The organism is Prevotella sp. E13-27, from assembly GCF_023217965.1.
Lineage (GTDB): Bacteria > Bacteroidota > Bacteroidia > Bacteroidales > Bacteroidaceae > Prevotella.
In genome coordinates, this window is record NZ_JALPSC010000002.1 from 637,216 (window position 1) to 663,305 (window position 26,090).

Sequence of the window (26,090 nt, forward strand, 5' to 3'; positions counted from 1 at the left end):
AAAGGTACAAAAGAGTTAGGAGTTATGGGGTAGGAGTTAAGAGTTAGGAATCTTTATTATACTTTGTTAACGTTAATTCTTCACTCTTCTTGCGTTCCTACGGTAGCAAGCGTCTCCTATCGTCGCCGAGCGCACTTTTCACTTATAAAGATATCTCTTGATACTCTTCTTCGGTGTCTTGGCAAACTCCTCCTTGTAGATTTCAACCTCTGAAATCTTCTCATAGGCAGGAAGCTGCTGGTTTAGCTCGTTGCGGTTCTGCTCCATTATGTTTTCGAGGTCCTTATCTGAGAAGTTCAGGTTGTGAGCCTCGTCGAAGTCGGGATGTACAAGAGCCACGAGCTTGTTCTCACGCTGCACGATGATGCTTTCCACAATCATTGGCATAGAGTTGAGCTTGTCCTCTATCTCCTCTGGATAGATGTTCTGGCCATTGGCTCCCAGAAGCATGTTCTTCGAACGTCCGTTGATGAACACATTTCCGTAGGCATCCATTGTTCCGAGGTCGCCAGTGTGGTACCATCCGTCCTTGTCTATGGTCTGAGCTGTTGCCTCTTCGTTCTTGTAATAGCCAAGCATAACGTTGAGACCACGTGCAAGAATCTCGCCTGGAATATTCTCCGGATCTGTGGAGTCAATCTTAACCTCCATGTGCTTAACGGCGCGTCCGCATGAGCCAGGCATGAAGTCGTGATAGTCAGAATAGCAGATGATAGGTGCACATTCCGTTGCGCCATAGCCTACGGTGTATGGGAAGTTTATCTTCTTCAGGAACTGCTCAACTTCCTGATTGAAGGCTGCACCTCCTATGATTACCTCGTACATCTCGCCACCGAAAGCTTTTACCACCTCCTGACAAATCATCTCACGCACTTTCTTTGAGATAACTGGCATACCGAGGAGAAGGCGCATGCGGTTGTTCTGCACTTTGGGGAATACCTTCTTGCGTATAATCTTCTCTATCACCAATGGAACGGCGATGATGATTCGTGGCTTAATATCGGCGAATGCCTGAGCTATGATGGCAGGCGACGGTGTGCGGTTGAGGTAGAATGTATGGCATCCGTGAAGGAACTCATACATAAACTCGAAAGCCATTCCGTACATGTGAGCCATCGGGAGAATGGAAATGACATTATCGCCTTTATTGATAATCTTTCCAAGAACAGAACATGCGAAATCGTAGTTTGACCACAACGCGCGATAGGGTAGCATTACACCCTTAGAGAAGCCCGTGGTGCCGCTGGTATAGTTGATGAGAGCCAGCTCGTCGGGACTCTGCTCATGATAGTAGCTTACATGCTCCTTGCGGAAATATTTTGGGAATTTCTTTCCGTAGAGCTCATTCAGATGCTCTCTTGCGTATGTGAGCTTCTCAGAACGTGAAACCATGAGAGAGTAGTCTGTGTTGTTGACAATACCCTCCAGCTTTGGCATCTGCAGTGGGTCAATAATCGTTGCTACATGGTCGCCTACGAATAGCAGTTTCGCATCGGAATGGTTTACTATGTTGTGTATCTGCTCTGGCATAAACTCATGAAGTATGGGCACAGCTATTGCTCCGAATGTGAGCGTTGCCAGGAATGCAGCTGCCCACTGGCTGGAGTTGCGTCCGCAGAGCGCTATCTTGTCACCCTTCTCAATGCCAGAGTTCTCAAAGAGAATATGAAGCTTTTCTATCTTTCTTGCCACATCATGGAACTGAAGCGTCTGTCCCTTATAGTCGGTAAGCGCGTCAGCGTCCCAGTTGTCAATTATCGATTTCTCAATAAGCTCATTAAAACTTGGTATTTGTTCCATAGTATATCTTATGCTTGATAAAGGTATCTTTTTATGCTTTTCTTAGGAGTCTTGGCAAATTCCTCGTTATGCAGACGAATAGCCGACAGTCTGCTGTACTGTGGCAACTGTTCGTTCAGATCTTTCCTGTTCTGCTCCATGATGTTTTCCATCTCTTCCTCAGAGAAGTTCATCAGCTCGTCCTGATCAGGATAAACGAGTGCCACCAGCTTCTCACCTTCTTGTATTACGAGGCTCTCTGAAGCCATTGGCATTGAGTTGAGCTTGTCTTCAATCTCCTCTGGATAGATGTTCTGTCCACTGGCACCAAGAAGCATGTTCTTTATTCGTCCTCTGATGAAGATGTTACCATCGGCATCCATTGTTCCCAGGTCGCCAGTGTGATACCATCCGTCAGCATCGAGCGTCTCGCGTGTTGCCTCTTCGTTCTTGTAGTAGCCAAGCATCACGTTTGTTCCTCGTGCAAGAATCTCGCCTGGTATGTTGCGTGGATCATTGCTTGCTATGCATACTTCCATGTTGTCAATAGCCTTGCCACATGAGCCAGCCACAAACTCCTTGTAGTCGCGATAGCTTATGAGCGGAGAGCACTCTGTGGCACCATATCCAACGGTGATGGGGAAGCCAATAGACATAAGGAACTGCTCCACCTCCTTAGACAGTGCAGCGCCGCCTACTATTACCTCGTAAGCCCTTCCGCCAAATGCCTCATAAACCTGCTCGCATATCTTCTCCTTCACCTTCTTTGAAACTACAGGCATAGCCAACAGCAGTTTCATGCGGTTGCTCTGAATCATGGGGAACACTTTCTTACGAATAATCTTCTCGATAATCAGAGGTACTGATATTACTATTGCCGGCTTTATGTCGGTAAAGGCTTTAGCGATGAGGGTAGGAGAGGGCAGACGGTTTAGGAAGAACAGGTGACTGCCGTTGCAGAATCCGAACAGGAACTCAATGCTCAGACCATACATGTGTGCCATTGGAAGAATGTCGAGCACAGGAGAGCCTGGCTTAACGTGCTTTCCAAGACGTCGTATGCAGAAATCAACATTGCCCCACAGTCCGCGATAGGGCAGCATTACTCCCTTTGAGAATCCTGTGGTACCGCTTGTATAATTGATGAGTGCCATCTCGTTCGGCTGGTCTTCATGATAGTTCACATGCTCCTTGCGGAAAGCCTTGGGGAATTTCGAACCGAACATCAGGTTCAGGTGCTCACGGGCATAGGTGAGCTTCTCTGAGCGAGATACCATCAACGAAAAATCGGGAAGGTTAATAATTCCCTCAAGATTCGGCATTTCATCAGGTGTAATCTCTTTTGCTACGAAGTCACCAACAAACAGCAGGCGTGATTCCGAGTGGTTCACGATATTATGTATCTGCTCTGCGTTGAACTCATGAAGTATCGGCACTGCTACTGCTCCATAAGTCAGCGTAGCTAAGAAAGTAACAGCCCAGTGTGCTGAGTTGCGTCCACAAATAGCAATCTTGTCACCTTTCTTGATACCGCAATTGTCAAACATGATGTGCAGCTTCTCTATTTTGCGAGCCACATCGTGATACTGAAGTGTCTGACCCTGATAGTCAGTCAATGCGTCGGCATCCCAGTATTGAAGGATAGCCCTTTGGATATATTGGTTGAAACTTGAACCGGTTTCCATTGCACATTAATCAAAAATTTGTGCAAAGGTAATTATTTTGCTGCACATTGACAAATTTTTTGTGCAATATTTTGTTGTTTTCTGTTATATTTATTCTGATAATAATTATTTGTGGAATATCAGAACATATTATCCGAATAATGTAATTGCCCAGTCAAACTTTCATCAATTCGCTCATTATCATGTTGCTCACAAACAATCCTTTTCTGGTAAGCACAAGGCGGTTGTCAAGGTTGATCAAAATTCCGTCATTGATGAATCGTTCAGCCTGTTTGATGCAGTAATTTCTTTGTTCATCGGTTAGCTTGTTCAGCGCCAGTCCTTCGCACGTACGAAGTGAAGTCATTACAAGTTCGTTGTAGAGAGTGTCATCGTCAAGGTGTTCTTCCTCGAACTGCGGACAGCCTTTCTCTATACCTTCTATATATTGTTTTACGCTGTCCACGTTCCATCGTCTCGCCCTGTCTCCGTCGTAGCTGTGAGCAGCGGCACCCAGTCCTATATATGGGGTCTTGTTCCAGTAGCTGCTGTTATGTTTTGAGCGAAACGATTGTCCGTTGCTGTCAGCCTTCTTTGCAAAATTGCTAATCTCGTAGTGTTCGTAGCCAGCTGCTGAGAGACGGTCTATGAGGTCGTTATACATCTGCAGACTCGTCTCTTCGCTAATCTCTTCCACCAATCCTCGCTGCAGTTGGTTGTAGAGCGATGTTCCTTCTTCGTACATTAGAGAATAGGCAGAGATGTGTTCCACATCGAGAGCTATCGCTGCGTCAACATCATTGTGCCAGTCGCTGAGCGTCTCTTTTGGAAAGCCATACATCAAGTCTATGCTTATGTTGCCAATGCCCGCTTTCCTAAGCCTTTCTACGGCAATGGCTATCTGTTCATCCGAGTGACGGCGATGCAGAAACTTCAGTCTTTCGTTGCTGAATGTCTGAACACCCATTGACACACGGTTCACAGGCAGTTGTGACAACAGCTCTGCAAAGTCATCAGTCACGTCATCAGGATTACATTCCATGGTGATTTCGTGAGAGGTTCTTTGCAAGCAAAGCGTCGCTTCGCGCCGAGCGAGAGGCGAGAGGTGAGAGGTGAGAGGATTTGTTGGAAACCACACCTTATTTATATATAAAAAGAGCTGGCGCAGCTGTTCTCCTGTGAGCTGACTGGGAGTGCCGCCTCCCAGATAGACGGTATCCAACCTCATATTCTCGTTGGTGCACCTTGTTTCCATCTCCTTACACAAGGCGTCAACATACCTCTGTCGCAGCTCCAGCGACGTTGTGGAGTAGAAGCCGCAATAGATGCATCGGCTCTTACAAAATGGTATGTGAATGTATAATCCTGCCATAGATGGCTACAAAAGTACTAATTTTGTTTAATATTTCCAAGTTATTTTTGGCGATTACACGGAAAATGTCTAATTTTAGTGCCGTTTACGAAACCAAGTAAATAATACCTATAACTTAAAACCATAAAGATTATGAAAGTTTATCAGACAAACGAGATCAAAAACATTGCATTGCTTGGCAGTGCGGGTAGCGGCAAGACTACACTTGCCGAGGCAATGGTTTACGAGGCTGGCATCATCAAGCGCCGTGGCACCGTAGAAGCCAAAAATACCATGAGTGACTACTTCCCTGTAGAACAGGAATACGGTTACAGCGTTTTCTCAACCGTTTTCCATGTGGAGTGGAACAACAAGAAATTGAACATCATAGACTGTCCGGGTTCTGACGACTTCGTGGGTGGTGCCATCACCGCTCTCAACGTTACCGACCAGGCAGTCATCTTGATTAATGGCCAGTATGGTCCAGAGGTAGGCACACAGAACGCCTTCCGTTATACCGACAAGCTGCAGAAGCCTGTCATCTTCCTTGTCAACCAGCTCGACCGCGACAACTGCGACTTCGATGCCCTTCTGAACAATATGAAGGAAATCTATGGTGACAAGTGCGTTCCTGTTCAGTATCCTATCGCTACTGGTGCTGGCTTCAATGCAGTCATCGACGTGCTGCTGATGAAGAAGTACTCTTGGAAACCTGAGGGTGGCGCTCCAATCATCGAGGAGATTCCTGCAGAGGAGATGGACAAGGCTAAGGAGTTGCATGCTGCCCTCGTGGAAGCTGCTGCTGCCAACGACGATACCCTGATGGAGAAGTTCTTCGAGAGCGAGAGCCTCACTGAGGACGAGATGCGTGAAGGCATCCGCAAGGGCTTGGTTACACGTAGCATCTTCCCTGTATTCTGCGTCTGCGCAGGCAAGGACATGGGCGTTCGTCGTCTTATGGAGTTCCTTGGCAACGTGGTTCCTTTCGTTAGCGAGATGCCAAAGATTCGCAATACTCGTGGCGAAGAGATTACTCCCGATGCTGCAGGTCCCACATCGCTCTATTTCTTCAAGACAGGCGTTGAGCCACACATTGGTGAGGTTCAGTACTTCAAGGTTATGAGCGGCTCTGTTAAGCCTGGCGATGACCTCACAAATGCTGACCGCGGCTCTAAGGAGCGTCTGGGCACTATCTATGCTTGCGCAGGTGCCAACCGTATTCCTGTTGACGAGCTGAAGGCAGGCGACATTGGCTGTACCGTTAAGCTGAAGGATGTGAAGACAGGCAATGCCCTCAATGGCAAGGACTGCGAGTGGCGCTATGACTTCATCAAGTATCCTAACTCTAAGTATTCTCGTGCCATCAAGGCTCAGAACGAGGCTGAGACTGAGAAGATGATGGTTGCTCTGACCAAGATGCGTCAGGAAGACCCCACATGGGTTGTTGAGCAGTCTAAGGAGCTCCGTCAGATCATCGTTCACGGTCAGGGAGAGTTCCACCTCCGCACCCTGAAGTGGCGCATGGAGAACAACGAGAAGATCAAGATTGACTATCTCGAGCCAAAGATTCCTTATCGTGAGACCATCACAAAGATGGCACGTGCCGACTATCGTCACAAGAAGCAGTCGGGTGGTGCAGGTCAGTTTGGCGAGGTACATCTCATTGTTGAGCCTTATGCCGACGGAATGCCCGATCCCACATCGTTCACCATCAATGGTCAGGAGTTCAAGATGAACATCAAGTCTAAGGAAGAGAAAGACCTTGAGTGGGGCGGCAAGCTCGTGTTCATCAACTCTGTTGTAGGCGGTGCTATCGATATGCGCTTCATGCCAGCTATCCTGAAGGGTATCATGGAACGCATGGAGCAGGGCCCACTCACCGGCTCTTATGCTCGCGACGTTCGCGTCATCGTCTATGACGGTAAGATGCACCCAGTTGACTCTAACGAGCTCTCGTTCATGCTCGCAGCACGTAATGCCTTCTCAGCAGCCTTTCGCGAGGCAGGTCCAAAGGTTCTCGAGCCTATCTACGACCTCGAGGTATATGTTCCTGCCGACTACATGGGCGACGTGATGTCTGACCTTCAGGGCCGTCGTGCCATCATCATGGGCATGGACAGCGAGGCTGGCTATCAGAAGCTCTCTGCAAAGATTCCTTTGAAGGAACTCTCTAACTACTCTATAGCCCTCAGCTCTATCACTGGCGGTCGTGCATCGTTCACCACGAAGTTCGCTTCTTACGAGCTCGTTCCTAACGACATCCAGCAGCAGCTCATCAAGGAGCACGAGGCTGAGCTCAAGGATGAAGACTAATCTTCCATCTTCAATCTATAATCAAAGCGGCGCGTCCATCATGGATGCGCCGCTTTCTTTGACTATAGGCTTTAGTTTTCTTTCTAACTCATCCCCCTCCCTTCGGGCGCTCGGCGCTTGCGACGCTTGGCTCGTCCAAGAATGGAAGGGTGGGGCTACATGCAACTCTGCACTCCGAGGCTTGTTGCTATCGCGGTAAGTATTGCCGCAAGTGTCTGCAAAATAAATTTCCACGTTTCTTTCTTCATAGCTTTTCTTCTTTAACAACGGATTTCACGGATTTTTTTCTCGCGTTCTTCTTTTTTAACAACGGATTTCACGGATTTTTTTCTCGCGTTCTTTTCTAACTCATCCCCCTCCCCTCGGGAGGGAAGGGGTGGGTTTTAGGTTTTAAGGCTCTTCTTCCACTGCCCCTGGGTTCGGCGTCTCATTGCTGTTGCCGCTTCCGCTTCCGTCGACCAGATATCCGCCCTCGAGACCAATCTTCGTGGTGAGCGTGTTGCTCTGTCGCATCACCCTTGCGGTGTAGATGCTGTTCTTGCTCTGGTCGGCGAGGAACTTCACGCCTATGCGGGTGATGTTCTTCGAGATGTCGAAGTCTTCGGAGCTGTCCGCACCTGTGGAGCTGGCGCCGAGGTAGAGCGTGCCTATTCCGTCGAGCTTCACCTTGTAGCCCTCTGCCAGCTGCTCTGCTATGCAGTGCATCAGCTTGCGTGTCACGCCCAGCACCACGTCGTCGGTATACACAGAGCCGTGCTTCATGATGTGGTTGGCCAGCTCATCGGTGCCCATCGTGCCGCGGTGGAGCACCTTGCCATACCACTTGCCGTAACACTTTGTCAGCTTCTCGTTTGTGTTCTGATACTTCTTAATTGTAATTGTTCCCATAGTTTTTAATAGTTTAAAGGTTTAAGTTGTTTAAGTAGTTTGAGTTCTCTCGTGAGCGTTCTTCCTGATTGCTGGCGGTGTTTTTTCTAAACGCCGCGTGCGTTCTTTCTAAACACTCTTGTGTGTCTTTGTGATGCATCCTAAACACAGTACAAAGGTACTAAATTCTTGGGCGCCAAACAAGGATTCTTTTCATTTATCTCAAATTTATTTCAAATGTTAAAATGGGGATGTTGCCTGCTGTATTAGAGTAAAAAGTAAACCTATTCAGGAAAGTAGTCAAACTTTTCCAGACGAGCGAGTCAACTTTTTCAGTATGGGTGTGACGCAGTGACGCAGTTGCATTTGGGTTCGGAGAAGTGTCAAAATAAACGGTAATAATTTTTTATATTATATATTATATAATTTATTATTATATAATATATAATATAATTTTTTTTCTTCTCTTTTAGTCGCTATCTAAATATACCAAATGCAACTGCGTCACTGCGTCACTGCGTCACAGCGTGTAGATTTTGCATTAGAAATATTTGGTAGAGCTGGATTTTATGTTTATCTTTGCATCACATAAACACTAAAGACCAAATATGAGGAATCTGAATATGACAGGTACCAGTCCCTTGTCAACCCTTGTCAACCCCCTTGTCAACCCGGAAATAAAAAACCGCTGAACTGATTTGCTAACCCGATTACGGTGCTACTCTATCATTTCAGCGGGAGGAAATCGTTTCCTTTCACGCTTCAAAGATAGACATTATTTCTGATAGTAGCAAGTATTTTAGCGATTATTTTAAGTTTATCATTATTCCATTTTTTTCATAAACTCGAAGAACGCCAATTGTCTCGCTGGTGAAACTATCTGTGTGCTTGGCTATTTGTAAAGGTTGGGGAACAGCTATTAATTAAATAATATGTAATTTCAGATTTTAATCACTTTTTTCTCAGTAATTGTTTGTATCTTTGCAGGTCGAAGTATACAATGAAAAATGGCAACAACAGAAGTTAAAATATCAGAACTACCTGAAGAGGTAACAGATGTATGAATGGCGAATAATGAGTTCAGGTTCGCCCTATAAAAAAACACTAACCCCGAAGTATGCGAAAGCAGGGACAACGGGGTCTTACGCTGCAAATATAGGTAGAAAAAATGAAACTTGCAAGAAAAACGACAAAAAATTAAGATAAATTATTGAGAAATGGACTCTAAAACGAGTCAAAAGCTTTATTCGGTGCCCAGAATGTGCAAATATCAGAATGCTTGCGCTGGCGACAAGCGGAAGACCATGCAGCTGTATCGCTACAATCTCAGACTTTGTCAGCGGTTCTATGGTGTTTTGAATTTGTTCGAGGTTATGCTGAGGAACGCTATCAATGAACACTATGCAACCTATTATTCCGACCCGGATTGGATTGTCAATCAAGCCGATGCAGGAAAATTGTTGGCTGACGATAAGGATATGATACGAGAAAATGAGGTCGGCTTCAGAAAACATAGCATCTATAGTAATGATAAAATGGTGGCATCGTTTACGATGGGGTTCTGGACATTCCTTTTTACAAAGAAGAATTACAAGCGAGGCGGTAAAACGCTCCTACAAATATTCCCAAACAAGCGTAAAGGCAAGAACCAGGCTGATGTTTACAAAGACCTCACTCATATCCGCGAGTTTCGTAACCGCATTGCTCATCATGAACCAATATGCTTCGATGGTTATGGCAACATCAGTACGGACTTTGCTCGTAGGCACTATCAATTAATCTGTGAGTACATTGACTCGATGGGCCAGCATCCTGACGATGTGATTCAGTGGGTAGAGAAACCTGATGAAATTTTGGACAAAATAGATAGCATCAGGTGAATAAGAAAACACAAATCTTTTTCGCTTAAACGTAATAAAACCCTACAAATACAATGGCAAGAAGTGATCTGTGGACACGCGAGCAGCTGATTATGGCTTTGAATGTGTATTTCAAGATACCATTCAAGGACGTGAAGGAGAAACATCCCCTAATCCAGAAATATGCTCCACTGATAGGCAGGACACCTACTGCGTTGAAAATGAAAATAGGCAACTTCGGACGCCTTGATCCTTCTTTGAAGGCAAATTACATTACAGGTTTGGAGCATGGTAGTTCTGCAGAGAAACCAATATGGCAAGAGTTTTGGGGCAACCTTGATAAATTGGCATTTGAAAGTGAACGACTATTTGCAGAAAGGGCAGGAAAGAAAGTTGAAGATACACTGGATGTTGACATACAAAAACTTCCTCAAGGACGTGAGAGAGAAGTTATAGTTAGACAGAGGGTAAACCAGCAATTCTTCCGCGATGCAGTGCTGACGGCATATCTTAACCAGTGTTGCATCACAGGAATCACAAACACACCGTTGTTGGAGGCTTGCCATATATCAGGTTGGGCCGACGATGAGAATAATCGCACTAACCCTAAGAACGGGCTTTGCATGACTCCCACTTTTCATCGAGCCTACGATAAGTTTCTGATAGCTATTACACCTGACTACGAGATTATACTGTCAGATGAGATGCTAAGCGGTACCAAGGACGAAACGACGTTAGAGTATCTTCGTGACTTGCAAGGACGGCATATTATTATGCCCGAAAAGTTTGCGCCAGAACAAGATTTTCTGGCCCAACACTTCGAGGCATACAGGCAAAGAAAATAATCACTTCCAGCTATCAGGTTCATGGCTCTCAAGCCAGTTCAGAAGAGCCTCGTGAGCCAATTCCATATCGAGACGTTCTAATGCTTCTTGCACCTTGGTTTTATCGGAACCAAATTCTTGATATATCCATTGCAAATCGCTCTCGTCAACGTCCTCGTTGTTTAAGTATCTGCATAAAATATCCGAACGCAACACATCATCTCGATGATAATAATCTGGTAAATATTCTCCAATGAATTGCCATAGATTGTTTTCGCTACTTGAATCTTTTTTCAAAGGGCCAATGTTAATGTTTGCATCGCCATCCTTTGTAAAACGAATGCTGATACGACGACTTAATTCTGCAAGGTGGGGTTAGATTACGGATACTTCGACTCGTTCTCTTTGTTCAGCGGCTTTCTCAATACATTTGTTTGTAACCACAGAGACAAAACTCTGGCACATTTCTACGGATTGTTCTTTTTTGATATTGTACTCCATTTTTTTTCCGCAAAGATACTCCGGCGTGGTGAATTATCAAAAAAATCCGGCATTCTTTAAGATTTTACCGGCTTTGTTAAGAAATCCAGATTAAATTCATAACTTTGCATAAAACTTTAGATTATGGACCACCTCACTCCACAACAGCGACACAAGAACATGGCGGCGATTCACAATAAGGATACGAAGCCGGAAATGATTGTGCGACGTGGATTGTGGAAACGTGGTTTTAGATATCGCTTAAATCATAAACGGCTGCCTGGACATCCAGACTTGGTACTAAGGAAGTACAGGACTTGCATCTTCATCAATGGTTGTTTCTGGCATGGGCACAATGTGGATTCAAAGAAAATGGAGAGTTCTGTTTGCTGCAAGATTCCAAGTACTAACCATGAATTCTGGGTGGCGAAGATTCGAAGAAATAAGGAGCGTGATAAGGAGGAGCAACGTAAACTGGCTGAAATGGGCTGGCATTGTATCACCATTTGGGAATGCGAATTGAAGCCTAAACAGAGAGAGCAGATGTTGGACTCCATCGCCTTTACGTTGAACCATATATGGTTGCAGGATCATGGTGCCAAGAGGGTTCCATATCTCCAACATGAGGAAGAGAATATGCAGATGCCGATGGCGGCAGAAGAGTGAAGCACAGCAGGGACAATCGTTTCAGGGTGTCCCCTGACATAACGAATGAAAGTTTCGTGTTCACAAATATCGTGGTATTAAAATACTCAATATTCAAACGTATAAAACTATTTATAGGAAAAATCAATCAGCGAATAAAAAATAAAGTAACAAAAGGAATAAGAAAAGTTGGTAACAAGCAAAGAAGTTACTACCTTTGCAATCCATAAAAAAAGAGCTTAGACAGCTTTCTCGAAGATTCTAGAACCGCCTAAATTCTAAAAGTCAAATCACGAGTAGATTGTCTGCCTGCTCACGTCTTGGAGACGTGGGCATTCGGCAGTTACGGCATTCGTGTAATGACTTTAGGCGGTTAATGAATCGATGTTGTTTCTAAAGGTGCCTGCTCTCCTTTTTTAGTGAACCTTCTTAACCACAATAATTAAAAACTTGGAATTAGCAGACTTGCCCATAGGGCAGCATTTAGGTGGTATCTACTACAACTTACAGGGTGCCACCATCCACAACATCGTAATAAATGGTAATATGTCGAAAAGTGGCGAGGAACACTACGACAAGAATAAAGAGAATGACTTGCAGAGCAAGCAGAACTACACAGAGATAATAAGAAACACGCAACAGTATTTTTGGGGACAGGCTTCCTACGCGGTGTTGTACTGCGTGATGAGGGACTACTTCCAGTATTCAGGCAGTATGTCGCAGTTTGAAAGGGAAGTTGAAAACAGTACATACGACTTTGAGCGTAACTATCATTGTCCTGCAGGAACATTGAAGATGGCTTTCAAGAATAACAAGTACTACAATCTGCCTATAAACCGATGGAAAGAAAATGGAGCATTGGACAGAACGATGACTTTAGTAGATAAACTTAAAGAGAGCATAGAAGAGTTGTCATAGATAGGCAAATCTTTACCAAGACCTTTACAAAAACCTTTACTTCTTTACAAATACATTTACCGATGGCTGGAACTGTTTCAGCCATCTTTTTTTTGCCCATACCTTTGCATCGTCAACAAGGACAAGCGCCTTGATTGACGGTGCTTTTTTCGTTCTTTGAGGTTACACCTCGAAAACATTAGGCGCTCGGAAGAGCTCAAACAAGTTTGGTTCTTCACTCGCTGTTGCGGTCTTTGACTTATTGATACAGGTATAAATGTTATGCGAGTAAAAACTTTAACTAATTAAAGGTCGCATTACAGGGTGCGACGTAAAACAAAAACATGTAATGAATAATAATGTTAGAACATTTGCGCAAGGTGTATGCGATGTGAGCAACACCATGCGACTGGGCACAAGAAAAGGTGCTCAAACGGTGAAAGAGGCTGAAATTATGGCAAGCGCCATTATGGACCTGATCTACGAACAGGAGCCTGGCATCAACGCCTTAGTGGTGGCACAGGTGGCGCTGGCTATGGTGAGACGCTATGTGAGGTGTGGCACGCTATGGGCTGTAGGGTCAGAATGTCGTGAGTACATGAACAAGCTGGAAGAGCTGTTCGAGGGCGATGCCTGGATGCAGCCACGTCATGACCTGAGACTGATAAACATGATGCGCTACGCAAGGAATATTGGTTAGGAAAGAAAAACAAAACTTTTAAATTAAAACGTAAAATGAAAATGGTGTTTAATGCTTATTATATCAAGGTGAAGAAGATTTGTGCTTCGTGCCAGCACAGGTGTGTCAAGAAAGATGGTACGAGGGTCTGCGCCTTGATGATGCTAAAGGTTCAGCAGATGTTCAAGTGCAGGCAGTGGCAGATGAGCGACGGGCTGAGAAACGCTGGAAAAGGAGATGGGGTGGTGCGCCTCAGAGAAACTAAAGAGATAGTGATTTACTAAAAACGAATAAGTGATTTTTAAGAAACGAATTTATATAATTAAAACGAATTTTATCCACGAATTTATTTTAATAAAAATTCCAAGTAAAATACTAATTAGAATAATTTGTGGACCAAATTAAAATCAATTAGGATAATTTGTTTCTATGTAAAAAAGTAAATAACCGAGTCGGAGGATGAGCGAGTGGGAAAGTATCCGGATAGAAATTGAGCTCAACTGAAAAACACATCGCTTTCCAAAGCTCACAAATTCGAATCGATTATGAAAAAGTATATTTTTGTTTTAAACGCCATTGAGTTGTTGAACCAACTGGTGAATGGCAAGCGAGTGGAAGGTGTTCTGTATGTAGATGAGAACACAGGTAAACTAACCTTTAAGGCATACAATCGAAAGCCATATGTTCGTAAAAAAGACCTACTGGTGAAGAAGTTGCCTTGGGGCTGGGTGAAGGAGTCAATGGAGCGCATAAAGGTGTTCGGCAGTTTCCCCAAGGAATATAGTACGCCTAAAGTAATGGGGTTGCTGGAGGAGCATACGAAAGATGCTAAGAGTGCTCTGATAGACAGAGAACTGGACTTAATAGAGTTTTGTTAACCGAGTTAATGCTGATTCATTATGATATACAAAATCTATTACGAGGGCAAGCGCAAGTTTGCCCTCCCAGTAAAGAACCGCGAGGAGCTGATGGCGCTGCGTAACTCGAAGGCGAACGTTGACACGCTGGCAAAGGTGCGACAGGGTGACGCATCGGCCAAGCCTGGCTTGTTGCAGCTGGCATACAATATAGGACATGTAGAGGGTGCCCTGGCTGGCTGTAAGAGCATAGGCAGCTACTTCTTCCACGATGTGGACTGCTATGGAAGTGAACATTCGCAACAGACCAAAGAGTTGATCCTGAGCAAAAAGGATGAGATAGGTCTGAAGATGCTGGAACGAAGCGCCAGTGGCGGTTGGCACTTGGTGTGCGAGCGACACAGGGGCACAACGATACTGGAGAATCAGGTGCGCGTGGCAACGATTCTGCAACTGGAGATGGACACCTCGGCGAAGGACTTGCAGAGGGTGGTGTTCTCGACCAGCGGCAGCGAGGAAGACCTGCCTTATCTGGATGATTGTCTCTTTGAAGAGCCCATGACGGCTGAAGAGTGCGAGAAAGAGTTTAACATGCTGAAGGTGCGCGTGATGCGAGGACAGGAGCAGGTGCCTGCTGGAGCGAAGAAAGCAAATAAGCACTATAAGCCGTGGGAGGAAGATGAGATGTCTGATGTGAGAAGTAAGAAGGCGCTTGCTACTAGAGGGACACAAGAAGATGTGAAGTTTGAACCTTCTGGAAATACCTATCCGGACAACTATCACGGCATTCCGTTTACTGCTATATTAAAGAAGTACTGGGAGGTGAACAACAGCGGTTATGAGCCTACGCAAGGTGATAGGGACACGTTGACCTATCAGTTGGCGTGCGACTTGAGGCATATCTGCGGCAGAAATTTCGAGTGGCTCGACCAGGTGATTCCATGCTACGACGGTTTTCCATTGGAAGAGAAGCGGGCGAAGATAAAGAGCGCACTGAGTTCGGAGTTCAACGGATTTCCAGCGCGTCTGCGCAACACCCTCAATGCGCTGGATATTAAGTGCACAGTAGGGTCGGTTCTTGGCAAGCCAAGCGAGCAAGCTCGAGCGCCGCTGTGCAATTCTGAGGGGGACATGAATCAGCGCTTGTGGGAATGGGGCGCTGAGATTGAGGAACTGAGCAAGGACTTTCCGCTATTGAAGGACATTTGCAAGGGGCTGAAGAAAAACCAATATCCTGCGGCGCTGTTCGTGGCTGGCGGACTGATGATGACGCTGATGACACGCTGTACCTACAGGTTCTATCATCGCCCTGAGGAGCTGCGCAGGCTGAATAACTCGACGCTGATTATTGGCGACCCTGCAAGTGGTAAGAGCTTTGCAACTCGCTTGTTCAAGCTGTTGGCTTCACCTATCGTGGCTGCTGATAAAGTGGGTAAGGATGCCATAAATGCTTATCGTGAACAGATGCGCACAAAGGGCGCTAACAAGGAGAAGCCTAAGAAGCCAAAGGTGGTGGTAAGGATTCACCCAGCGCGAACCTCTAATGCCCAGTTCATTCAGGACATGGTGAACGCTGTAGAAGAGGTGAACGGTGAGCCGATGCAGCTGCACATGCTGACATTTGACACAGAGCTGGACAACACGCTGTCGCTTCAGAAGGGTGGTGCCTACATAGACAAGCAGGCGCTACAGTTGAAGGCTTTCCATAACGAGGAAGATGGTCAGGCTTACTCGAATGTGGATAGCGTGTTCCAGGAGTTCTATGTGATATGGAACTTCATCTATACAGGCACACCTATCGCTCTGAAGAAGATGGTGAACGAGCAGAACTTTGGTTCTGGTTTGGCTACTCGCCTGACGTGCATCCCTCTGCCAGCTACAAACTTCCAGATGATGAGTCGCGAGAGTACCGTTGACTATGACAGCGACAATCGCCTGAAGGAATGGGCAGAGAAGCTGGACAGGATGAAGGGTGAGCTCTCAGTTCAGAAGATTGTAGATGAACTCTACGATTGGACGGCACGAAGGATGGCTGATGCAGCAGAGAATGACTCAAAGGCTGACGAGATGCTGCTAAAGCGCTGTGCATATCATGGCCTGAATTTCGCTGCTCCATTCATCGTGATGCGCCATTGGGACAAGATGAAGCAGGACGGCCAGTACTGGTGTGGCGAGTTCGAGACAGACGAGGTGGACTGGAAGTTGGCTGAGCTGATAGTGAACATCCAGTATGCCTGTCAGCGCCACTACTTTGGAGCTATGGCAGAGGCCTATTTTGACAACAAGCTGAAGGATGCAAGCGTGAACGTGCAGCGAAGGCAGAAGACCTACGAGGCCTTCAGCCGATTGCCAGAAGAGTTTACCATCGATGATGTGATGCGCTGCTTTGGACTGGCGCAGAACAACTCGGCTCGCGCCAGGGTGTTCCGTCTGATAAAAGATGGATTAATAGAAAAGGTGGATGAGTTTGTGGAGAACGGCACCACCAAAGCTAAGTACAAAAAGACTGGAACTGTGATGATTTGATGTGACTGCGGGCAGGGCATCGTCCCTGCCAACGCAGTTACGCAGTTACGCAGTTGCATTTGTAAAAATCAATAACCCACCCCTTCCCATTCTTTGCAAGCAAAGCGTCGCAAGCGCCGAGCGCCCGAGGGGAGGGGAGATTTTAAAAATTCGATAGATGATAAAATGATTGTAAGAGGAATAAGAAATAATAATCCGCTGAACATTCGCAGAAGTAAGGATCAGTGGAAGGGCCTCAGAGCCCAACAGACAGACGCAAGCTTTGCGCAGTTTGAAACAATGGAATATGGGTGGCGAGCAGCCTTCTACCTGCTCACACGAACCTATTACCACAAGTACAGGCTCTACACCATAAGGAGCATAGTGACGAAATGGGCGCCAGCAGTGGAGAACAACACAAAGGCGTATATAGAGAACGTCAGTAGGCTCACAGGCATGCTGCCAGACGAGCCACTGGGCATACCCTCGGAACAGCCCTCACGCTGGATGATGCTCGGCGCAGCAATGGCCCTGCAGGAGTGCGGCTGGGAAGGCTTCGACCTCTTCGCCATGCTCAGAGGATGGGAGATGTGCAGAGGTGAGAGGTAAGAAGTGAGAGGTGAGAGGTAAGAGGTGAGAAGTGAGAAGTAAGAGGTAAGAGGTAAGAGGTGCCCATTGTTGTATATGTGAAGACGAATGTCTTTTTTTTGTGTGTTTTTATTTTGTCAGTCGGCGGAAAAGTAGTACCTTTGCACACCATTTTATGAGCACATTGTCTAATGTGACATCTCGACGAGGCGAGAAAATGATAAATCCTCCAAGCGTTGGAACGTCTTCCGATGCCATCCCCGAAGCAGATAGCTTACAAATAGGGGTGTCGGTAGAATATGCTCATGACCCAAGTAAGAAATGGTTCGTCTTTCGTGCTTCCTACGGACGTGAAGACCGTGCACGAGAGTATATGGAAAATGATGGCTCGTTTGTATATATTGCTAAGCGCAATGCCGTGAAGTTCGTTAAGGGAAAGAGGAAGAGGGTGCTGGAAAACCTTATTCCTAACATTCTTTTTGCATATATCACGGAGGAGAAAGCCCACGAATATGTGAAGATGACGCCAGAGCTGAGCTTTATCACCTATTATTACAATCACTTCGAGCTGGATGACAGACAGAAGAACCCGCCGCTGACGGTGACCACGAGTGAGATGGACAACTTCATACGTGCCACATGCAGCATGAACGAGCATCTGCTGTTCGTACAGCCGTCGCAGTGCCACTACAAGAGCGGCGAGATGGTGAGGGTGATAGATGGCGTGTTCAAAGGCGTGGAAGGCAAGGTGGCGCGCGTGTCGGGTCAGCAGCGAGTAATAGTCACGCTGTCGCAGGTGGGACTCGTCTCCACGGCCTACATACCCACAGCTTTCATAGAGAAACTCGAACCATAAAGAAAACTTAATCAAAACCTAAACTAAAATAAACTATTGAATATGAAGTACGCTCTTGTAACAGGCGGTTCGCGAGGACTTGGCAGAGCTATCTGTCTGGAGATAGCACAGATGGGAATACCCGTGATTGTTAACTACCAGTCGAACGAGAATGCTGCCCTCGAGGTGAAAGCCGAGATAGAGGCTCGTGGCGGACAGGCTGAGCTGATGCGTTTCGATGTGAGTAAGGTGGACGAGGTGGAGGCTGCCCTTGGCAATTGGGAAGACCAGCACCCCGACGACTATATTGCCTATCTGGTGAACAATGCGGGCATACGTCGCGACAACGTGATGTTCATGATGCCTGAGGAGGACTGGCACGCGGTGATAAACACCTCGCTCGACGGCTTCTTCTACGTGACGCGCAAGCTGCTGCCGAAGATGATGCAGCGCAAGCATGGCGGACGAATAGTGAACATGTCGTCGCTCTCAGGACTGAAGGGCATGCAGGGGCAGGCGAACTATAGTGCTGCAAAGGCGGCACTCATAGGAGCAACGAAGGCGCTGGCGCTGGAGACGGCTCCGCGCGGAGTGACGGTGAACGCCGTGGCACCTGGATTCATAGAGACTGACATGACGAAGGAACTGCCACAGGACGAACTGAAGCAGCTCGTGCCAATGAAGCGCTTCGGACGTCCGGAAGAGGTGGCCGCGCTGGTGAAGTTTCTCATATCTGACAGCGCCGCATATATCACGGGAGAGGTCATCTCGATAAACGGAGGACTGTATACGTGAGAGGTAGGAAAAATAAAATAATAGACAGATAAACATGAGTAAGAGAGTTGTTATTACTGGCGCAGGCATCTGGTCATGCCTCGGCACAAACATGGAAGCGGTGAAAGAGTCGCTTTATAATGGAAAGTCGGGCATTGGCCTCGACCAAGACCGTCTGGACTATGGCTACCGTTCAGGACTGACAGGCATCGTGGAGCGCCCACAGCTGAAGGGACTCCTTGACCGCAGAACACGCACAGGTCTCTCAGAGGAGGCCGAGTATGCGTTCATGGCAAGCCGCGAAGCATTCCAGATGGCAGGAATTGATGACCAGTATCTGTTGGACAACGAGGTGGGTGTCATCTTCGGCAACGACTCGTCGGCAAGCGCCGTGGTAGAGTCGGCACGCATCATGGCAGAGAAGCACGACTCGGCGATGATAGGCTCAGGTCTTATCTTCCAGGGCATGAATTCGACGGTGAACATGAACATGAACACCATCTTCCACCTGCGTGGAGTGAACTTCTCAGTAAGCTCGGCATGTGCCAGCGGCTCTCACTCAATAGGTCTGGCCTATATGTTCATAAAGCAGGGCCTGCAGGACATGATACTCTGCGGCGGTGCACAGGAAGTGAACAAATACGCCATGTCGTCGTTTGACGCGCTCAACGCCTTCTCAGTACGCATGGATGACCCAACGAAGGCCTCGCGCCCATTCGACAAGTCACGCGACGGACTGGTGCCCAGCGGTGGTGCTGCTGCCCTTGTGCTCGAAGAGTATGAGCATGCCGTGAAGCGTGGAGCAACAATCCTGGCAGAGGTGTGCGGATATGGCTTCTCAAGCAATGGAGGTGGCATCAGTCAGCCAAGCGACGTGGGCAGCTTCGTGGCAATGACACGCGCCATGGGGGATGCAGGAGTGACGCCCGACGATATAGACTATATCAACGCCCACGCCACTTCCACACAGCAGGGCGACATGTATGAGGCAATGGCGCTGGATCGCCTGTTCACAGGCAAGCACGCCCTCATATCGAGCACCAAGTCTATGACTGGACACGAGTGCTGGATGGCAGGCGCAAGCGAGATTGTCTATTCGCTGATAATGATGCAGAACAACTTCGTGGCACCAAACATCAACTTCGTGGAGCCCGACGAGTATTCGGCAAACCTTAACCTCGCCACAAAGACTGTGGACACAGAGATAAAGACTGTGTTGAGCAACTCCTTCGGATTCGGAGGCACAAACTCGGCCCTCGTGATAAAGAGACTATAGAGCTTGACTTTAGACTACAGACTTTAGACTTCTAATCCTACCTCTCAGTTCTCACCTCTCAGTAATGTCTCACGCCGGAATGACATATGGCAACGCCAGACTGTACAGGATGCTCATCTTCATGTTGAGAATCCTGAACATAAAGGTGTTCTATGTGTTCATGGCTGTGTGCGTGATTCCTGTTACAATGGTGTTCAGCAGCGGGGCACGGCTCACGTTCAGCTATTTCCGCAAGCGGAGAGGCTACGGATGGTGGAAAGCCCTGCGCGCCACTTATGGCAACCACTATGTATTCGGACAGACCGTCATAGACAAGTTTGCCATGTATGCAGGACATAAGTTCACCATTAACTATAAGGGGCTGGAGCAATATGAGGCGCTGGTAGAAGGCAAGGACTCGTTCCTGCAGCTGAGCGCCCACATAGGCTGTAGCGAGATACTCGGCTATTCGCTTCATGTAAATAAGACGTGCAACGTGCTCGTCTATGGCGGAGAGAAACAGTCGCTCATGGGCTATCGCCAGGCATCGTTTGGCGACATGAATATAAAGATGATTCCTGTGGGAACGGAAGATTCGCATAGCGACGACATAGTGCGCGCTCTTGACAACGGAGAGATAGTGAGCGCCTTTGCCGACAGGTTCATCAACGAGCACAAGATGCTCACGGCAACGCTCCACGGCAGTCAGGTGAAGCTGGCAAAGGGACCGTTCTCGCTGGCTACGACATGCGGCATAAGCGTCATCATGGCAAGCGCAATGAAAGAGCGCGACGGGTCATACACAGCCTATTTTACTCCGCTGCACTATGACTCCTCGCTGCCAAAAGCACAGCAGCGACAGCAAATTGCCGATGCTTATATGGCTGAGATAGAAAGACTTTTGGAAATATATCCTTTACAATGGTTCAACTATTCTGACCTTTTTATAAAAAAATAAATGAACTTATCTTCTGATCTGAAAAAGCGATACACCAAGGAGCCGTTCAACGCGCGAGAGGCACAGCGAATGGCGGAGTTTATCGCATGGGGACCAATAGCGTTTCAGGCTTCGCGCCTGATGGTGAAGTATGGAATCCTCGACATGATTCGCGACTCAAACAACGGACTCACACAGGAGGAAATCGTGGAAGCAACAGGACTGTCGGAATATGCAGTGAAATGCCTGTTGGAGGCATCGCTCTGCATAGGCACCATCCTTGTGGACGTGGATACTGACAGGTTCACGATTTCAAAGACAGGATGGTTCCTGCTGAACGACCCTGCCACACGCGTGAACATTGACTTCAATCACGATGTGAACTACGAGGGAATGTTCCGTCTTGAGGAGTCGCTGCTCAACGGAAAGCCTGAGGGACTGCGCCATTTCGGCGACTGGCCCACTGTCTATGAGGGCTTGTCGCAGCTGCCGCCTCATGTGCAGAAAAGCTGGTTCGGCTTCGACCATTTCTATAGCGACTCATCGTTCCCAGAGGCTCTGAAGGTAATCTTCGATGAGCATAAGGTGAGAACACTCTACGACGTGGGCGGCAATACCGGCAAGTGGGCTAAGCAATGCGTGGCCTACAGCAAGGACGTGAAAGTGACAATACTCGACCTCCCTCAGCAGATAAAGATGATGGAGGAGAACATAAAGGGGCATGAGGGTGCCGACCGCATCAGCGGATATGGAATAAACCTGCTGGACAAGGAGGCCTATTTCCCGAAGTACGACGGACAGCTAGACGCGATATGGATGAGCCAGTTCCTCGACTGCTTCAGCATGGAGGAGATTGTAAGCATACTGACACGCGCCAAGGCGGCAATGACTGACAATACGCGTATATATATTATGGAGACGCTGTGGGATCGCCAGCGCTTTGAGCCAGCAGCATTCTGTCTGACGATGACAAGCCTGTATTTCACAGCCATAGCCAATGGTAACAGTAAGATGTATAATACCAAGGACCTGGAACAATGTATAAATGACGCTGGGCTCAAGGTGGAGAAGATACACGACAACTTAGGACAGGGACACTCCATCGTGGTTGTGAAGAAAGCGTAGGAGAGGGGACAGCAAGCTATGGCAGAGAAGGAATGGAAGGGAACGACCTACGGCAACGGACTAATGCACCGTTGGCTCATAGGACTGCTTCGTGTCATTGACATGAGGATCATCTATGCCATCACCTTCCTGTTCATTGTTCCGCCTACGATGTTCAAGCCTGGCTTCGGACATGCCTACCGTTTCTTCCGTCAGCGTTTTGGCTATTCTAAGGTGCGCTCTTTTTACATGGCATACAAGAACCACTGCCTCTTCTCGCAGGCGGTGATAGACAAGTTCGCAATGTTTGCAGGACATAATTTCGACATTGAACTTGAAGGATATGACAACTTCCTTAGCCTAGCTGCAAAGCCTGAAGGTTTCGTGCAGCTGAGTTCTCACATAGGCAACTACGAGATAGCAGGCTACTCGTTGGTAGCAGAAAGTAAGCCTTTTAATGCTCTGGTGTATTTTGGTGAGAAACAGGAGGTTATGGATAACAGAAATAAGATGTTTTCGCACGCGAACATTAAGATGATTCCCATAATGAGCGACATGAGTCACCTGTTTGCCATCAACAGCGCATTGGAGAATGGAGAGACGGTGAGCATACCTGCCGACCGCATCTGGGGTTCACAGAAGTTCGTTTCGAAAAACGTGTTGGGCAAGGAAGCACATCTGCCTATGGGACCGTTTCAGGTGGCAGCGCTGAGAGGCGTTGACGTGCTGGCTGTGAACGTGATGAAAGAGTCGTTCACACGCTACAAGATATATGTAACCCCTCTTAACTACGACAAGGAGGCTTCGAGGAAAGCGCAGATAGACCAGCTGGCCGATGCCTATGTGGCAGAACTCGAGCGTATGGTGAAGCGCTATCCGGCTCAGTGGTACAACTATTTTGACTTCTGGGCACAATAGGAAACATAATTATAAACTAAATAAATTTTTAAGTCATGACAAGAACAGAAATTGAAGAGAAAGTAAAGGCATTCCTTATTGATGATCTCGAGATTGAGGAAGAAAACATCTTCCCTGAGGCACTGCTTAAGGAGGACATGGGTATTGACAGCCTCGACTATGTAGATATCGTGGTAATCGTGGAGAAAAACTTCGGCTTCAAGATTAAGGCACAGGACATGGCAAAGGTTAAGACCCTGGCACAGTTCTACGACTATATCGAGACACAGATAGCATAACAGCAGGATGGACTGGAAAGATACACCTATAACCAATCTTATACCCCAGCGCCCGCCATTCGTAATGGTGGACAGGGTGTTGAGTTGCGATGAGGTGGATGCCGTAGCGGAGTTTACCATACGTGAGGACAACATCTTCCTTGACGACATGAAGCTGGCGCCTGCTGGAATAATAGAGAACATGGCACAGTCGTGTGCTGCACGAATGGGCTGTATCAACCAGATGCGCAAGGAGTCAGTGAAGATTGGATTCATTGGTGACATACGCGACTGTAACATCTTGCGCCAGCCACGCTGCGGAGAGGTTATGCTCACTACGGTACACATCGTTGAGGAAGTGTTTCATCTTACTCTTGCCGATGTGTCGTCGAAAGTTGGTGACGAGACTGTTGCCACCGCCAGAATAAAGATTGCTCTGACAGACATAGAGTCGAAAGAATAAGACCGTATTGTTAATTACCATGCGCAGAAAGGAAGCTCAGCAGGAAAGCACACTTAAGGCGTCGCTGGATTTCAAAATAAGGTTCAGTGAGATTGATGCCATGAGAGTGGTGTGGCATGGGGCTTACGCAAAGTATTTCGAGGATGCGCGTGAATTCTTCGGCAAGAAGTTTGACTTGGGCTACGAGCTCATAGAGACAAACGGCTTCTTCGCACCTATAGTGGAACTGAACTTTCAGTACAAGCAGCCTCTGCGCTATGGCATGACACCAACGATAGACATCATTTACAGGCCTACAGAGGCCGCGAAGATAGTGTTCGACTATGAGATTCGCGACTCGGCCAACGGAGAGCTTATGGTGACAGGTCACAGCGTTCAGGTGTTCATGGACAAAGACTACCAGCTCGTTTGGGAGTCGCCAGAGTTCTATCAAAATTGGAAAAAACGCTGGAATATCTAACCTCTCACCTCTCACCTCTCAGTTCTCACCTCTAACCTCTAACCTCTGAAATGATTCTCTGTCTTTCAAATAATGTGATTACCCCCTTGGGCGGTACTACTGAGGAGAACTACCGTGCCGTGAATGCAGGCAGGTCTGCCCTGTGCCGTTATGAGAAGAAGTGGGGCATACCAGAACCGTTCACGGCTTCGCTCTTTACTGACGAACAGCTGAAAGAGTATGCTGTGGAGGGGCTCACACGTTTTGAGTCGCTGGTCTATACCTCAGCAACGAGAGCTTTGGAGAGCGTGGATATCAATATTTCCGACGAGAGGACGCTGTTCGTGCTCAGCACCACTAAGGCGAACGTGGAACTGCTCAAGGGCAACGCTGATGAAGACCTGTTGTGCGGACCTGCTACTGCAGCAAAGCGAATAGCTGAACGATTAGGAGTAAAGACAGAGCCTATAGTGGTGTGCAACGCCTGTATCTCTGGTGTTGCAGCCATGGTGACAGCCATGCGAATGATAGATGCTGGCTACTACGACAAGGCAATAATCTGCGGAGCCGATGTGCAGAACAAGTTCACGGTCTCGGGCTTCCAGTCGTTGAAAGCCGTGTCTGAAGACGAGTGTCGTCCGTTTGACATAGAGCGTCTCGGACTGAACCTTGGAGAGGCAGCAGCAACGATGATTGTGAAGCGTGCCGACAGCACCACACCGTCAGAGGCATGGGTCATAGAGAGTGGGGCAGTGAGGAATGATGCGTTCCACATAAGCTCACCATCGAAGAATGGCGAGGGCGCACGACTCACACTTGAGGCAACAGTTGGCCAAAGGAACATTGACGACGTGGCGTTCATCAACGCCCATGGTACTGCCACCATGTTCAACGACCAGATGGAGTCGGTAGCCATAGAGCGTGCCGGACTGAACTCCATACCAGTGAATGGGCTGAAGGGAGTGTTCGGACACACACTCGGAGCAGCGGGCCTGTTGGAGACAATCGTCTCTATGGCTGCTGTCGATGACCATACTATCGTGGGCACAAGAGGATTTGAAGAGCGAGGCGTGTCAGGAAAGGTTCTCCTTTCTGCTGAGAACAAGCCTACTGACAAGCATAGCTTCATAAAAATGATTTCCGGCTTCGGAGGATGTAACGGAGCTGTGTTCGTAAGTCGTGGAGCAACAGAGCCCTCAACAACAGCAAGGAATATCTCGACTGGCTTGGTGAAGACACATTCCGTGCATCTTACACCAACACATCTGACTGTTGACGGAGTGACAGAACAGCTTCCCTGTGATGAACCAAGAAAGCTCACCGCTTTATATAAGAAATATGTGGGCGACTATCCTAAGTTCTACAAGATGGACGGGCTATGTAAGCTTGGCTTCATGGCAACGGAACTGTTGCTGAACAAGGAAGGCGCCAGAACGCAAGAGCCACGCGACGACAGAGCCGTGGTACTAATAAACAACTCATCGTCGATAGATGCTGACGACAAATATCTGGAGTCAATAGTCAATGATGATGACTATTTCCCCAGCCCTTCAGTCTTCGTATATACACTGCCCAATATAGTTACGGGCGAGATAGCCATGCGTAACCAGTATCGTGGCGAGACATCGTTCTATATCACTGACAGACGTGATGACGAGCAGACAGAGAAGGTTATGAAAGCAACATTTGGCGACGGAAAGACAAAGAGTATTGTTGGCGGCTGGATTGACTATCAGGACGACAGCCATTTCGAAGCCGACATCTTTATATTGGAAAACAAGAATTGATTCATCTTTTTGA

Annotated in this window: 26 protein-coding genes; 20 read left to right on the plus strand and 6 right to left on the minus strand. The window is 47.4% G+C overall.

Annotated elements, in window-relative coordinates; translation table 11 throughout:
* Positions 1 to 138 precede the first annotated feature (138 nt).
* From M1L52_RS11590 to M1L52_RS11600, 3 genes are all read right to left on the minus strand, one after another.
* Positions 139 to 1,800, minus strand: coding sequence for an AMP-binding protein (locus M1L52_RS11590; RefSeq protein ID WP_248615163.1), 1,662 nt, complete (start codon positions 1,798 to 1,800; stop codon positions 139 to 141).
* A gap of 8 nt (positions 1,801 to 1,808) precedes the next feature.
* Complete coding sequence (locus tag M1L52_RS11595; RefSeq protein ID WP_248615164.1) at positions 1,809 to 3,464, minus strand: AMP-binding protein; 1,656 nt, start codon at positions 3,462 to 3,464, stop codon at positions 1,809 to 1,811.
* A 154-nt stretch (positions 3,465 to 3,618) separates the two neighbouring features.
* On the minus strand, positions 3,619 to 4,815 hold the full coding sequence (locus M1L52_RS11600; RefSeq protein WP_248615165.1) for a coproporphyrinogen-III oxidase family protein: 1,197 nt from the start codon (positions 4,813 to 4,815) through the stop codon (positions 3,619 to 3,621).
* 132 nt (positions 4,816 to 4,947) lie between these two features.
* On the opposite strand from M1L52_RS11600, the gene M1L52_RS11605 reads away from it, so the two are divergent.
* Entirely contained in the window at positions 4,948 to 7,107 is a 2,160-nt protein-coding gene (locus M1L52_RS11605) for an elongation factor G (RefSeq protein ID WP_248615166.1), read from the plus strand.
* A gap of 155 nt (positions 7,108 to 7,262) precedes the next feature.
* Here the strand turns inward: M1L52_RS11605 and M1L52_RS11610 are convergent, their stop codons facing one another.
* Together M1L52_RS11610 and M1L52_RS11615 are read right to left on the minus strand one after the other, a co-directional pair.
* Positions 7,263 to 7,355 (minus strand): smalltalk protein, encoded by a 93-nt coding sequence (locus M1L52_RS11610; protein WP_248615167.1) that lies wholly within the window; start codon positions 7,353 to 7,355, stop codon positions 7,263 to 7,265.
* A gap of 142 nt (positions 7,356 to 7,497) precedes the next feature.
* A complete protein-coding gene (locus M1L52_RS11615) occupies positions 7,498 to 7,995 on the minus strand; it encodes a hypothetical protein (RefSeq protein WP_248615168.1) in 498 nt (165 codons plus the stop codon).
* 1,238 nt (positions 7,996 to 9,233) lie between these two features.
* On the opposite strand from M1L52_RS11615, the gene M1L52_RS11620 reads away from it, so the two are divergent.
* Together M1L52_RS11620 and M1L52_RS11625 are read left to right on the plus strand one after the other, a co-directional pair.
* Entirely contained in the window at positions 9,234 to 9,854 is a 621-nt protein-coding gene (locus M1L52_RS11620) for an Abi family protein (RefSeq protein WP_248615169.1), read from the plus strand.
* 53 nt (positions 9,855 to 9,907) lie between these two features.
* The gene (locus tag M1L52_RS11625) at positions 9,908 to 10,678 is read left to right on the plus strand and encodes an HNH endonuclease (protein ID WP_248615170.1); all 771 of its coding nucleotides are present in this window, start codon (positions 9,908 to 9,910) and stop codon (positions 10,676 to 10,678) included.
* On the opposite strand, the gene M1L52_RS11630 is transcribed toward M1L52_RS11625, so the two are convergent.
* Entirely contained in the window at positions 10,679 to 10,954 is a 276-nt protein-coding gene (locus M1L52_RS11630) for a 6-phospho-beta-glucosidase (protein ID WP_248615171.1), read from the minus strand. It abuts the gene before it with no gap.
* 327 nt (positions 10,955 to 11,281) lie between these two features.
* On the opposite strand from M1L52_RS11630, the gene M1L52_RS11635 reads away from it, so the two are divergent.
* The 17 genes from M1L52_RS11635 to M1L52_RS11715 all read left to right on the plus strand — a co-directional run bounded on the left by M1L52_RS11635 (position 11,282) and on the right by M1L52_RS11715 (position 26,077).
* Positions 11,282 to 11,803, plus strand: coding sequence for a very short patch repair endonuclease (locus M1L52_RS11635; protein ID WP_248615172.1), 522 nt, complete (start codon positions 11,282 to 11,284; stop codon positions 11,801 to 11,803).
* Between the two features lie 429 nt (positions 11,804 to 12,232).
* Positions 12,233 to 12,700, plus strand: a complete 468-nt coding sequence (locus tag M1L52_RS11640) for a hypothetical protein (protein WP_248615173.1) — start codon at positions 12,233 to 12,235, stop codon at positions 12,698 to 12,700.
* Between the two features lie 328 nt (positions 12,701 to 13,028).
* Entirely contained in the window at positions 13,029 to 13,379 is a 351-nt protein-coding gene (locus M1L52_RS11645) for a hypothetical protein (RefSeq protein ID WP_248615174.1), read from the plus strand.
* A 35-nt stretch (positions 13,380 to 13,414) separates the two neighbouring features.
* The gene (locus tag M1L52_RS11650; protein WP_248615175.1) at positions 13,415 to 13,642 is read left to right on the plus strand and encodes a hypothetical protein; all 228 of its coding nucleotides are present in this window, start codon (positions 13,415 to 13,417) and stop codon (positions 13,640 to 13,642) included.
* 261 nt (positions 13,643 to 13,903) lie between these two features.
* Entirely contained in the window at positions 13,904 to 14,236 is a 333-nt protein-coding gene (locus M1L52_RS11655) for a hypothetical protein (protein ID WP_248615176.1), read from the plus strand.
* 21 nt (positions 14,237 to 14,257) lie between these two features.
* Positions 14,258 to 16,741 (plus strand): hypothetical protein, encoded by a 2,484-nt coding sequence (locus tag M1L52_RS11660; protein WP_248615177.1) that lies wholly within the window; start codon positions 14,258 to 14,260, stop codon positions 16,739 to 16,741.
* A 165-nt stretch (positions 16,742 to 16,906) separates the two neighbouring features.
* Positions 16,907 to 17,329 (plus strand): hypothetical protein, encoded by a 423-nt coding sequence (locus tag M1L52_RS11665; protein ID WP_248615178.1) that lies wholly within the window; start codon positions 16,907 to 16,909, stop codon positions 17,327 to 17,329.
* Positions 17,330 to 17,525: 196 nt separating this feature from the next.
* Positions 17,526 to 18,164: a UpxY family transcription antiterminator gene (locus M1L52_RS11670; RefSeq protein WP_248615179.1), complete on the plus strand. Its 639-nt coding sequence runs from the start codon at positions 17,526 to 17,528 to the stop codon at positions 18,162 to 18,164.
* Positions 18,165 to 18,206: 42 nt separating this feature from the next.
* Positions 18,207 to 18,938, plus strand: coding sequence for a 3-oxoacyl-ACP reductase FabG (gene fabG / locus M1L52_RS11675; RefSeq protein WP_248615180.1), 732 nt, complete (start codon positions 18,207 to 18,209; stop codon positions 18,936 to 18,938).
* Positions 18,939 to 18,972: 34 nt separating this feature from the next.
* Entirely contained in the window at positions 18,973 to 20,193 is a 1,221-nt protein-coding gene (locus M1L52_RS11680; RefSeq protein WP_248615181.1) for a beta-ketoacyl-[acyl-carrier-protein] synthase family protein, read from the plus strand.
* A 79-nt stretch (positions 20,194 to 20,272) separates the two neighbouring features.
* Positions 20,273 to 21,130, plus strand: coding sequence for a lipid A biosynthesis acyltransferase (locus M1L52_RS11685; RefSeq protein ID WP_248615182.1), 858 nt, complete (start codon positions 20,273 to 20,275; stop codon positions 21,128 to 21,130).
* Positions 21,131 to 22,234: a methyltransferase gene (locus M1L52_RS11690; protein WP_248615183.1), complete on the plus strand. Its 1,104-nt coding sequence runs from the start codon at positions 21,131 to 21,133 to the stop codon at positions 22,232 to 22,234.
* 18 nt (positions 22,235 to 22,252) lie between these two features.
* Positions 22,253 to 23,131 carry a lysophospholipid acyltransferase family protein gene (locus tag M1L52_RS11695; RefSeq protein ID WP_248615184.1) on the plus strand — a complete coding sequence of 293 codons (879 nt, stop codon included), beginning with the start codon at positions 22,253 to 22,255 and terminating at the stop codon, positions 23,129 to 23,131.
* 35 nt (positions 23,132 to 23,166) lie between these two features.
* Complete coding sequence (locus M1L52_RS11700) at positions 23,167 to 23,409, plus strand: acyl carrier protein (RefSeq protein WP_248615185.1); 243 nt, start codon at positions 23,167 to 23,169, stop codon at positions 23,407 to 23,409.
* Between the two features lie 7 nt (positions 23,410 to 23,416).
* Positions 23,417 to 23,851, plus strand: coding sequence for a pseudouridylate synthase (locus tag M1L52_RS11705; RefSeq protein WP_248615186.1), 435 nt, complete (start codon positions 23,417 to 23,419; stop codon positions 23,849 to 23,851).
* 19 nt (positions 23,852 to 23,870) lie between these two features.
* On the plus strand, positions 23,871 to 24,311 hold the full coding sequence (locus M1L52_RS11710) for an acyl-CoA thioesterase (protein WP_248615187.1): 441 nt from the start codon (positions 23,871 to 23,873) through the stop codon (positions 24,309 to 24,311).
* Between the two features lie 74 nt (positions 24,312 to 24,385).
* Positions 24,386 to 26,077, plus strand: a complete 1,692-nt coding sequence (locus M1L52_RS11715; protein ID WP_317231490.1) for a beta-ketoacyl synthase N-terminal-like domain-containing protein — start codon at positions 24,386 to 24,388, stop codon at positions 26,075 to 26,077.
* The last annotated feature ends 13 nt before the right edge of the window (positions 26,078 to 26,090 follow it).

What these genes read in the sequence shown, in the direction of transcription:
- M1L52_RS11625 (WP_248615170.1), top strand. Translation starts at nt 9,908, where the DNA reads ATGGCAAGAAGTGATCTGTGGACACGCGAGCAGCTGATTATGGCTTTG.
- M1L52_RS11685 (WP_248615182.1), top strand. Translation starts at nt 20,273, where the DNA reads ATGACATATGGCAACGCCAGACTGTACAGGATGCTCATCTTCATGTTG.
- M1L52_RS11660 (WP_248615177.1), top strand. Translation starts at nt 14,258, where the DNA reads ATGATATACAAAATCTATTACGAGGGCAAGCGCAAGTTTGCCCTCCCA.
- M1L52_RS11695 (WP_248615184.1), top strand. Translation starts at nt 22,253, where the DNA reads ATGGCAGAGAAGGAATGGAAGGGAACGACCTACGGCAACGGACTAATG.
- M1L52_RS11670 (WP_248615179.1), top strand. Translation starts at nt 17,526, where the DNA reads ATGATAAATCCTCCAAGCGTTGGAACGTCTTCCGATGCCATCCCCGAA.
- M1L52_RS11600 (WP_248615165.1), bottom strand. Translation starts at nt 4,815, where the DNA reads ATGGCAGGATTATACATTCACATACCATTTTGTAAGAGCCGATGCATC.
- M1L52_RS11705 (WP_248615186.1), top strand. Translation starts at nt 23,417, where the DNA reads ATGGACTGGAAAGATACACCTATAACCAATCTTATACCCCAGCGCCCG.
- M1L52_RS11650 (WP_248615175.1), top strand. Translation starts at nt 13,415, where the DNA reads ATGAAAATGGTGTTTAATGCTTATTATATCAAGGTGAAGAAGATTTGT.
- M1L52_RS11645 (WP_248615174.1), top strand. Translation starts at nt 13,029, where the DNA reads ATGAATAATAATGTTAGAACATTTGCGCAAGGTGTATGCGATGTGAGC.
- M1L52_RS11680 (WP_248615181.1), top strand. Translation starts at nt 18,973, where the DNA reads ATGAGTAAGAGAGTTGTTATTACTGGCGCAGGCATCTGGTCATGCCTC.
- M1L52_RS11700 (WP_248615185.1), top strand. Translation starts at nt 23,167, where the DNA reads ATGACAAGAACAGAAATTGAAGAGAAAGTAAAGGCATTCCTTATTGAT.
- M1L52_RS11690 (WP_248615183.1), top strand. Translation starts at nt 21,131, where the DNA reads ATGAACTTATCTTCTGATCTGAAAAAGCGATACACCAAGGAGCCGTTC.
- M1L52_RS11655 (WP_248615176.1), top strand. Translation starts at nt 13,904, where the DNA reads ATGAAAAAGTATATTTTTGTTTTAAACGCCATTGAGTTGTTGAACCAA.
- M1L52_RS11605 (WP_248615166.1), top strand. Translation starts at nt 4,948, where the DNA reads ATGAAAGTTTATCAGACAAACGAGATCAAAAACATTGCATTGCTTGGC.
- M1L52_RS11710 (WP_248615187.1), top strand. Translation starts at nt 23,871, where the DNA reads ATGCGCAGAAAGGAAGCTCAGCAGGAAAGCACACTTAAGGCGTCGCTG.
- M1L52_RS11635 (WP_248615172.1), top strand. Translation starts at nt 11,282, where the DNA reads ATGGACCACCTCACTCCACAACAGCGACACAAGAACATGGCGGCGATT.
- M1L52_RS11590 (WP_248615163.1), bottom strand. Translation starts at nt 1,800, where the DNA reads ATGGAACAAATACCAAGTTTTAATGAGCTTATTGAGAAATCGATAATT.
- fabG (WP_248615180.1), top strand. Translation starts at nt 18,207, where the DNA reads ATGAAGTACGCTCTTGTAACAGGCGGTTCGCGAGGACTTGGCAGAGCT.
- M1L52_RS11665 (WP_248615178.1), top strand. Translation starts at nt 16,907, where the DNA reads ATGATTGTAAGAGGAATAAGAAATAATAATCCGCTGAACATTCGCAGA.
- M1L52_RS11595 (WP_248615164.1), bottom strand. Translation starts at nt 3,464, where the DNA reads ATGGAAACCGGTTCAAGTTTCAACCAATATATCCAAAGGGCTATCCTT.
- M1L52_RS11610 (WP_248615167.1), bottom strand. Translation starts at nt 7,355, where the DNA reads ATGAAGAAAGAAACGTGGAAATTTATTTTGCAGACACTTGCGGCAATA.
- M1L52_RS11615 (WP_248615168.1), bottom strand. Translation starts at nt 7,995, where the DNA reads ATGGGAACAATTACAATTAAGAAGTATCAGAACACAAACGAGAAGCTG.
- M1L52_RS11620 (WP_248615169.1), top strand. Translation starts at nt 9,234, where the DNA reads ATGTGCAAATATCAGAATGCTTGCGCTGGCGACAAGCGGAAGACCATG.